This window comes from Samsonia erythrinae (assembly GCF_004342665.1).
In the GTDB taxonomy this organism is placed as follows: Bacteria; Pseudomonadota; Gammaproteobacteria; order Enterobacterales; family Enterobacteriaceae; genus Samsonia; species Samsonia erythrinae.
Map to the genome: position 1 here is coordinate 1 of NZ_SMBY01000030.1, position 1,075 is coordinate 1,075.

Here is a 1,075-nt window from a genome sequence, read left to right on the forward strand (position 1 = left end):
GGGTATCAGCGCTGGCTGCGAGGTTACCGCAAGGCGGACGGCCATCCGTTAACGGCGGGCAGTCAGCTTAACCGCCTGACGGGTATCCGGATGCTGTTCCGCTGGCTACTGAAGCGTCACGTTATCCTGTACAACCCGGCGGAAATGCTGACCTTACCGAAAGAAGAGAAGCGGCTGCCGGCACAGGTGCTGAGCGTGGAGGAAACGTGCAACGTGTTGCAGGCGATGGAGAGCGGCACGGTTATCGGGCTGCGTAACCGGGTGATACTGGAAGTGCTGTGGAGCAGCGGCGTCAGGCGTGCAGAAGCGGTGAGCCTGATGCTGAGCGATATCGACCTGAGCCGGGGAGTGATGGTGGTGCGTCAGGGCAAGGGGAATAAAGACCGGGTGGTGCCGATGGGTGAACGGGCGTGCAAGTGGCTGGTACGCTACCTGAACCATGCGCGGCCTGAACTGGCGAAACGCTATGACAGCGGCCACCTGTTTATCAGCCACAAAGGAAAAGGACTGGCGCGGGTGACGCTGACGCAGATGGCGGGGAAAGCCATCCGGGAAACGGGCCACCTTGATAAACCGGGGGCGTGCCATGTGTTCCGGCACTCGATGGCGACGCAGATGCTGGAGAACGGCGCGGACACGCGACACATCCAGGCAATACTCGGCCATGAGAAGCTGGAGACGACACAAATCTACACGCGGGTCGCTATCGGTCACTTGCAGAAGGTGCATGAACAGACGCATCCGGCAGAGCGGAAACCGAAGCCCCGGCGTCGAAGGAAACGCAAACCGGATGAGACTAAGCCGGACGCTACTGTGCAGCCGGACAGCCCGCAAAAGTAGCGCCTTCTCTTCAACATCGCAGGACGGTGCAGGGCAGCAAGCCCTCGTCCCTGCGGGCTTACTGCCTTGTTCAGCTAAGGTGCCCCGGCGGTAAATGTCGCCCGGCCAGCGCTCACCGTCATCACTCTCTGCAAGCATCGTTGCTGGCCGTTCGTCATTCAACATAATGTGGCATTACGCGAAAGCCGCTGAACGCGGCCAACGCGTAACACACATTATGTCGGCGCCGGGCAGG

General features: G+C 60.8%; 1 protein-coding gene. It reads left to right on the forward strand.

The window, feature by feature from the left end:
- Nucleotides 1-840: site-specific tyrosine recombinase XerC (gene xerC, locus EDC54_RS17825; protein ID WP_132459486.1), on the forward strand; the 840-nt coding region annotated here is incomplete at its 5' end.
- Nucleotides 841-1,075 lie beyond the last annotated feature (235 nt).